At 41.6% G+C, this 8457-nt stretch carries 7 protein-coding genes; 5 read left to right on the top strand and 2 right to left on the bottom strand.

Going from position 1 to position 8457, the window contains the following annotated elements; genetic code table 11:
- Window positions 1-82 precede the first annotated feature (82 nt).
- A complete protein-coding gene (locus tag H6F92_RS24115; protein WP_199308315.1) occupies window positions 83-367 on the bottom strand; it encodes a type II toxin-antitoxin system RelE/ParE family toxin in 285 nt (94 codons plus the stop codon).
- Window positions 368-483: 116 nt separating this feature from the next.
- On the opposite strand from H6F92_RS24115, the gene H6F92_RS24110 reads away from it, so the two are divergent.
- Window positions 484-2040, top strand: a complete 1557-nt coding sequence (locus tag H6F92_RS24110; protein ID WP_190359784.1) for an AAA-like domain-containing protein — start codon at window positions 484-486, stop codon at window positions 2038-2040.
- A gap of 325 nt (window positions 2041-2365) precedes the next feature.
- Here H6F92_RS24110 and H6F92_RS24105 read toward each other — a convergent pair whose 3' ends face one another.
- Entirely contained in the window at window positions 2366-2578 is a 213-nt protein-coding gene (locus tag H6F92_RS24105; protein ID WP_190359783.1) for a DUF2839 domain-containing protein, read from the bottom strand.
- A gap of 477 nt (window positions 2579-3055) precedes the next feature.
- Here H6F92_RS24105 and H6F92_RS24100 point away from each other — a divergent pair, with 477 nt between their 5' ends.
- The 4 genes from H6F92_RS24100 (at window position 3056) to H6F92_RS24085 (ending at window position 8436) form a co-directional block, all read left to right on the top strand.
- Entirely contained in the window at window positions 3056-4291 is a 1236-nt protein-coding gene (locus H6F92_RS24100; protein WP_190359782.1) for an LL-diaminopimelate aminotransferase, read from the top strand.
- Between the two features lie 95 nt (window positions 4292-4386).
- The gene (locus H6F92_RS24095; protein ID WP_190359781.1) at window positions 4387-5223 is read left to right on the top strand and encodes a metallophosphoesterase; all 837 of its coding nucleotides are present in this window, start codon (window positions 4387-4389) and stop codon (window positions 5221-5223) included.
- 286 nt (window positions 5224-5509) lie between these two features.
- The gene (locus H6F92_RS24090; protein ID WP_190359780.1) at window positions 5510-7339 is read left to right on the top strand and encodes a tetratricopeptide repeat protein; all 1830 of its coding nucleotides are present in this window, start codon (window positions 5510-5512) and stop codon (window positions 7337-7339) included.
- Window positions 7339-8436, top strand: a complete 1098-nt coding sequence (locus tag H6F92_RS24085) for a glycosyltransferase family 4 protein (RefSeq protein WP_190359779.1) — start codon at window positions 7339-7341, stop codon at window positions 8434-8436. The genes H6F92_RS24090 and H6F92_RS24085 overlap by 1 nt, the downstream gene beginning before the upstream one ends.
- Window positions 8437-8457: the final 21 nt, after the last annotated feature.

Raw genomic sequence — 8457 nt, 5'->3', positions numbered from 1 at the left:
GTTAAAAGTTAAACTTCAAGTTTTCATTCAGGACAAATGTACGGGTTAACTAATTTTTTTGGGAAAATTAGTTAACCCATCATTATAACATATAATTAATTTGCAAGAGTTCTTTTGTTCCTCCACCAAATAATACTATAAGCTGTTTACCATCTTGAGCTAGATAAATCCGGTATCCTGGACCCCAATCAATCTTATATTCCCCAATTCCATCAAACCATTTAACATTTGATGTATTGCCTAATTCCAAACGAGACTTAGCAACTGTTACCTTTGCAGCAGCTTGGACATCCAAACTATTAAACCATTCTTGGTAAGGACTTGAACCATCTTCTTTAAGATATTCTTGAACTTTTATAATAGACATACTGCTATAGTAACTTATGTGTTACCTTATGTCAAGCAGTATTATTTGAATTATTTTAAATAAACTTTTCCAAATAAATGTGTAAACTTAAAGAGTTCACCTATTACCAAAATTCTATGACTCGCTGGTTTAATATTGCCGGTCCCTGTTCCAACGATATCCACTATATGCTCTCTCCCACAGTCAGATTACCAGATTTAAAGGAACTAATTCAACAACGTAGTTATTTTGTCCTACACGCACCACGACAGACAGGGAAAACCACAGCCATGTTATCCCTAGCAAAACAACTTACCAATACTGGAAATTATGCCGCAGTCATGGTATCCGTAGAAGTAGGAAGTGCATTTAATCATGATCCTACTGCCGCCGAATTGGCAATTTTAGGAACTTGGTATAATACAATAAATATTCGCTTACCTAAAGAATTACAACCACCTGTTAAACAATGGCAACAGGAAGAACCAGGAAGCAGAATTAAGGCTTTTTTATCAGATTGGGCAAAAGCTATCAATTGCCCCATAGTATTATTTATAGATGAAATTGACTCTTTACAAGACCAAACATTAATATCAGTTTTACGACAGTTAAGAGATGGTTTTCCTAATCGTCCAGAAAATTTTCCCTCATCAGTAGGATTAATTGGTTTACGAGATGTGCGAGATTATAAAGTAGCATCGGGAGGTAGTGATAGATTAAATACATCCAGTCCTTTTAATATAAAAGTTGCTTCTCTGACTATGCGAAATTTTAATCTTGCAGAAGTGGGAGAATTATATCAACAACATACAGCAGCAACTGGACAAATTTTCACACCAGAAGCTATAGAAACAGCGTTTGATTTAACTCAAGGACAACCTTGGTTAGTCAATGCTTTAGCTAAAGAAATTGTCGAAAAAATGCTAAAAGATAGAAACATTGCTATTACTAAAGAACACATTTTAACAGCCAAAGAAATATTAATAGCTCGTCAGGATACTCATTTAGATAGTTTAGCGGAAAAACTCAGAGAAAAACGAGTTAAAAACATTATTGAACCAATTTTAGCAGGGCAAACCTTACCCGATACTCTAGCAGATGATCGCCAATATTTAATAGATTTAGGATTATTACGACGTGATCCGATGGGGGGATTAGTTATTTCTAACCCCATTTATCGTGAAGTTATTCTCCGGGTTTTAGTACAAGGAACTCAGGACAGTTTACCTTTAATTAGTCCTAGTTGGTTGACGGCAAAAGGTGAATTAAATATTGATGGTTTATTAACAGCATTTCTCAAGTTTTGGCGACAACAGGTCGAACCATTATTAAGTAGTGCTGCTTATCATGAAATTGCGCCACATATTGTATTAATTGCTTTTTTACATCGTGTGGTTAATGGTGGGGGAGTTTTAGAAAGGGAATATGCAATTGGTAGCGATAGAATGGATTTATGTTTACAGTATAAAGATGTAACTTTAGGGATTGAATTAAAAGTATGGCGGGATAAAAAACGCGATCCGCAAGCTGATGGAATTGAACAATTAGAATCTTATTTAGGGCGTTTGGGTTTAGATTTTGGTTGGTTATTTATCTTTGATAGGCGCAAAAATGCCTTACCAATGGAAGAAAGGTTATCAACTGAAGTTGTGGTGACAGAAAATCAATATAGAATTACTGTGATTCGGGCATGAGTGTTATATTTTTTTGTTTCACGCAGAGGCGCTACAGTCGCAGAGAGGAGAAGGGAAAGAAGTAATTTTGCAGCTCGCTTTTCTCTGTATCCTTGAAAACTGTAGAGTACACAAAGACTAAGGACAACTTTTAGGGATTAGGGAAAAAGACGATTGGCTCTCTTATTCTTTGTGTGATAAGTTTAACTTATATAGGATAGCTCTTTGTGTCCTTTGTGTCTTTGTGGTTCATTCCACTCGATCTCGCGTAGCGAGCGCGTTGCGACCGCCCGCAGGACTGTATCTTAGAATACATTTTACCCACCAAACCGAAGAGGGCTGTTGTTTACTGGACATCCCACCAACCGAAAGCCGGCCCGACAAAGCGAATAACCACCCAAACCCCGGCTAAAACTCCTATACCAATCCATGCCCCCCTAGTGGTTAACTTGTAAGCTTGGGCTGCTTGACTTTTGGTAATCGGTAGCCAAGGCAGGATATTTTCCTGCTGTCCATACTTATCACCCAGGGCCGATTGACGACGTTTTGATTCACCCATACTAATGTCAATTATTAAGAGGTTTTGATCTGATTGTATATCGAAAGACAACCGCCTACACCCAATCCTAAGCTGTTCGTAATTTAAATTGCTTGTTGAGACGAGGCAAGAGGCAAGAGGCAACCCCCCCAACCCCTAGGGTCGTTTCATTCTCGCAAATGTCATTCAATCAAATCCTTATCTGGCAAGGTTTTCAGTCAATTTCTCAGAACAAATATCTGAAAAATTTTTAAAATGCCTTGCTTTGCTTGCCCCGTAAGCGATTGAAGACAGACAAACAAGGAATCAAACTAGAGAATGAATCAGCCCTAGGGGCAGGGGGGGCAGGGGGGGTGGGGGCAAGGGGGGCGGGCTAATCTAAGAATAAGCGGTTTAAATGCCTCTTAGCTTAGTGCATCAAGGAGGGCGATCGAAACTGACGGCCGATGACTGACTATTATAGAATTAAAGGTTGCGACTGAAACGAGAATAATAATTATGGCAACCATTAACAGTAATTACTTAAAACTAAAAGCGGGTTATCTTTTCCCGGAAATTGCCCGACGAGTCCAAGCTTTTGCGGCAGCCAATCCCGATGCTAATATTATCCGTCTGGGGATTGGGGATGTCACCGAACCTTTGCCCCAAGCTTGTCGCGAGGCCATGATCAAAGCAGTGGAGGAAATGGGCGATCGCTCTAGCTTTAAGGGTTACGGTCCCGAACAGGGTTATGCTTGGTTAAGGGAGAAAATCGCCGTCCATGATTTTCAGGCTCGCGGTTGTGAGATAAGTGCCGATGAAATCTTTATTTCCGACGGTTCTAAGTGCGATACGGGCAATATTCTCGATATTTTTGGGGATAATAACTCGATCGCCGTGACCGACCCAGTATATCCCGTTTACGTTGATACTAACGTTATGGCCGGACACACGGGAGAGGTCAACGAACGCGGCGAATACGAGGGCTTGATTTATCTGCCAATTACCGCCGAAAATAACTTTACTGCCCAGATTCCGACGGAAAAAGTCGATTTAATCTATCTCTGTTTTCCCAACAATCCCACCGGGGCCACCGCTACCAAAGAACACTTGACAGCTTGGGTTAATTATGCTAGGGCAAATGGATCGATTATCTTTTTTGATGCAGCCTACGAGGCCTTTATCACCGATGCCAGTTTACCCCATTCCATCTATGAAATCGAGGGGGCGCGGCAATGTGCGATCGAATTTCGCTCTTTTTCTAAAAATGCCGGTTTTACCGGGACCCGTTGCGCTTTAACCGTGGTTCCCCAAAGTCTCATGGCCAAAGCGGCCGACGGGACGGATGTGCAACTCTGGAAACTGTGGAATCGTCGGCAATCGACCAAATTTAACGGCGTTTCCTACATTGTCCAACGGGGGGCCGAGGCGGTTTATTCCCCGGAAGGACAAGCACAAGTACAAGAACTTGTCAAGTTTTATTTACAAAATGCAACAATTATCCGAGAAAAATTAACCGCCGCCGGTTTAGAAGTGCATGGCGGCGTAAATGCGCCCTACGTTTGGGTAAAAACGCCCCAGGGTCTGTCGAGTTGGGATTTCTTCGATAAACTGCTACATACCTGTAATGTGGTGGGGACCCCCGGATCTGGCTTTGGGGCCGCCGGAGAGGGTTATTTCCGGCTATCGGCTTTTAATAGTCGTGCCAACGTCGAGGCCGCCATGGAGAGAATTATCAGTAAATTTCCAGGCTAATGGTCAAAAGAGGGATGTTTGCGGAAGCATCCCCCAACAACCCCATCGGGAAATAATTGATAGACTGGTAACTACTCACCGACAAAGGCTCACCGATGCGACCCTTTTGGCTAGAATCCTTACAGGTAGAAAGATTAACGATCGCAATTGCCGGCCTACCGGCACATCTGCAAGGGATCAAGTTGGTGCAGTGGTCAGATCTGCACTGCGATGAACAGCATTTGCCTGTAGCTGTCCTGCAAGAAGCGATCGCCATTACTAATCAGGAAAAACCCGATCTCATCTTCCTGACGGGGGACTTTATTACCGATAGTCCCAGGCCAATTTTTGCCCTAGTCGAGAGCATAAAAGCTCTCAAAAGTCAAGGGGGTATTTATGCTTGTTTAGGAAATCATGACAGTTATCTTCCGCAGGCAAGGGAAACGGTCATATCGGCCCTAACTAGCGTGGGAATTCGGGTACTCTGGAATGAAATCGTCACACCCTACGGCGAAAATTTTCCCATCGTCGGATTGGCCGATTATTGGTCCGGGGAATTTTTACCGCAAATCCTCGAGCAAATTTCTCCCGATATACCCAGACTCGTCCTTTCCCACAATCCCGATACAGCCATGGTTTTAAGGGATTTGCGCGTGGATTTGCAGTTATCTGGTCATACCCACGGAGGCCAAGTGACTATCCCCGGTATGGGTTCCCTACCGATAGTTTTAGAGGAATTTAGGCGATCGCTGCCTGAACCATATCGTCCATGGGTCCCCTTTCATCGGCAGTTCAGCAGAGTAGTCCGATACTGGCAATGGTCCGAGGGATTTCATCGAGTCGGGGAAAATCAATTATATGTGAATCGCGGCTTAGGAACCTATTTTCCCGGTCGTCTTTTTTGTCCCCCCGAAGTAACAGTAATTACTTTGGTCAACAGTAGTCAGTCTTGAATCAGTTATCAGTTATCAGTTATCAGTTATCAGTTATCAGTTATCAGTTATCAGTTATCAGTTATCAGATTTAAGTTTTAAGTTTTAAGTGTGCAGCATTAAATCAGCTGTTGACTATCTAAATTACTCGTTAAGACTGCACCAGAGTTGGGAGCGGGGAGAGGGAGTTTGAGCATTTGTACTAAAATTTCCCCTACGCAGTTTAAATTCAGTACAGCTTAGAAGTTTACTACTGTCTTTTCACTGATTACTGTTTACTGTTTACTGATAACTGAAAAAAAACCCTATGACAGAAAATAGAGATAACTTCAACGAAACTTATAATGCACTAATTGAGCGCATTGTCAATCTAACTTTAGAAGGAAAAATTAGGGCTAAATCACAGGTTTATAACCTTTTAGCCGAGGGAGTAAAAAATGGCACAGGAGAAATTTTTGAGCGTTGTTTAACCGAAAAAATGCTCGTTACTCGCTCACAGTTAGAAACAAAAATTAAAGCGACTAGGGTTTTACGGGCCTTGGAAACGATCGAAAGTGAATGGGAAAAATATCAAAAAACCAATCAGCAAAATTCTCTGACTGCAGCGGCGATCGATAGTCTGGTGAAAATCGATCGAGAGGATCGTTTACTAACTTTAGTGAATTTAATTGATCCCAATCAAAGTAATGCTTTAACCCTAGAACAATTACAACAGTTAGCCAAGCATTTACAGACAGTTGCTCAGCAGCGGGGAGAAGCGGATTTATGGCAAATTGCCACGGGGATTAATCTGGGGTTAAATACTTGGTCAAATTTATCGAATGATCTCACCAGTTGGCTCTACGAACAAAATCGCCATCTTGGTTTTACTAATGATAATGATCGAGTGACACCCTGGCAAATTTGGGCAAGTAAAGTTAATCCCTCCTGGTTAAAACGAGTATTAGAAAGTTTAGCTAATCAACAAGCTTTTGATTCTATCACTCAGGATTTAACTTTAGCCGATTGGGTAGAAACTGCTATTGTTTTTCAATATATCCAGAGAGGACTAATTAACTTTTTTGATCAGCGTATCTATAGCGAAAAACTGGGAGCCAAATTATCCATTTCTACCTTTCTCACCTTTGCTTTAATTTGGTCACTGTTAACCAATAGTTTCGAGCAAGTTAGTAAAAATTCCCTCTATAGTCGTGGCTGTTTTCAGATGGCTTTACAAATTCTAAGAACCTTTGCTCAACGGGATTATTTTCCTTTATACGGAGGAATTTTTGCCTCCTTTTCTGGCAGTTATCTCAAGGAGGCCTTAGATTATTTATCAATTCCTCTGCGTTATGTGGAAGGTACGGGAGAAAAGGCGAGAATTTTAACTTTAATTGCCTATTCTAATCGCATTCGCGGCGACTATCCACAGGCCAGAGAATGTCATCAACAAGCTTTAGAAATTGCTCGTCAACAGCAGGACTCTGCTTGTGAAATAGCTAATTTAAACCATTTATCGCGTCTCAATGCTATCCAAAAAAACTATACAGAAGCGATTAATTTAAGTCAGAGAGCTTTAATTTTAAGTCGCCAACAGGGTAATAGTTTAGGACAGGCTAACGCTTTAGCTAATTTGGGTTATAGTCAGGTACAGGAAGCGCAACAGTTAGAGAGATATGATCCCGAAATTTATCAAAGTTCGATCGAGTATTTACAGCAGGGATTAAAGTTAGCGGAAAGTCTCCAAGATTGGCAGAGTAAATCCCTTTGTTGTAGCAGTTTAGGTCTAGCATATCTTGTCCTTGAAAGAACCCAAGAGGCGATTAATATTCTCCTGCAAGGATTGGAATCAGCCAAATACTACGGAGATGTATATCTGCAAGGTTTATTACTAACTTATTTAGGGGAAGCTTACTATCAAGACAAGAATTTTGAACAGGCCATTTATATGGGTTCTCTAGGAATGTATTGGCTACACGAAATCGGTGCAGTAGAATGGCGACAAGCTGCTAGTCTATTAACGGTTATTCGCGGCAAAAATATCGCAGCTTTTGAACAGACTTTCAGTCTGGAACGTTCCTCCCTGATTAAATCTATTGGACTGGAAGGCTACCAATATATCTCAGAAATTCTCAGCAAATATCAACAGGGTAATTAGTGAATACACAGCATAAGTTATTAATTAATCTCTCGGTACTTTTTCCCCAACCCACGGGAATCAGTACCTACATTCTTAACCTCTTACCCTACCTGAAAAATTTAGAACCAACCCTACTAACGGCTAATAGTTATCCCGACTTTAACTGTTATTCTATCCCCAAGGGTCTCGGCCCCGATCGAGGAGCGAAAGGTCATTTAAAACGCTTACTCTGGACTCAGTGGCAGTTATCGTCAATTTACCGACAATTAAACGCCAATTTACTCTTTTCTCCCCTTCCGGAAGCACCGATAAATTCTCACTGTCGCTTTGTCGTCATGGTCCACGATTTAATTCCCCTGCGGTTTCCCAGTTTTACTTCCCCCTTAACTCACTATTTCCGTTATTATGTGCCGCAGGTATTACAACAGGCAAAACATATTATCTGTAACTCTCAGGCAACGGCCCAAGATATCACTGAATATTATCAAATTCCCGCCGATAAAATTACTTCTATTCCCCTAGCCTACGATCATCATCACTTTCGCCCTATTGAAGATAATAAGCCAGAGCATCCCTATTTTCTCTATCTCGGTCGTCCCAATCCCTATAAAAATTTACCGCGTTTAATCGCCGCTTTTGCCCAACTGCCTCCAGATTTAAGCGATTATCATCTTTGGATTGCCGGCAGCTTTGATCGCCGTTATACCCCCAATTTACAACAACAAGCGCGAGAATTGGCAGTCAGCGATCGCATTAAATTCCTCGACTATATCCACTACGATCACCTACCCAAGGTGATCAGTCAAGCCACTGCTTTAGTCTTCCCCAGTCTCTGGGAAGGCTTCGGATTGCCCGTTTTAGAGGCTATGGCCTGTGGTACACCCGTCATTACCTCAAATTTGTCATCTTTGCCAGAAGTCACGGCAACAGCGGCAATTTTAATCGATCCCTATCGAGTCGAGTCCATAGCCGATGCCCTAAAAATTATCGCTCAAGATCGACAATTACAGTCAAAATTAAGTCATCTAGGCAAAAAACGAGCCAATGAGTTTAGTTGGCAAAAAACCGGTCTAGCTACAGCCGCAATCTTAAATCAATATCTAGAGTATGCTTAACTGACAGGGTTTCCCGTCCAG

The organism is Microcystis wesenbergii FACHB-1317 (assembly GCF_014696875.1).
GTDB classification, from domain to species: Bacteria; Cyanobacteriota; Cyanobacteriia; order Cyanobacteriales; family Microcystaceae; genus Microcystis; species Microcystis wesenbergii_A.
Note: the sequence above shows the minus strand (reverse complement) of the source record. Positions and strands in the feature narration are given on the sequence as shown.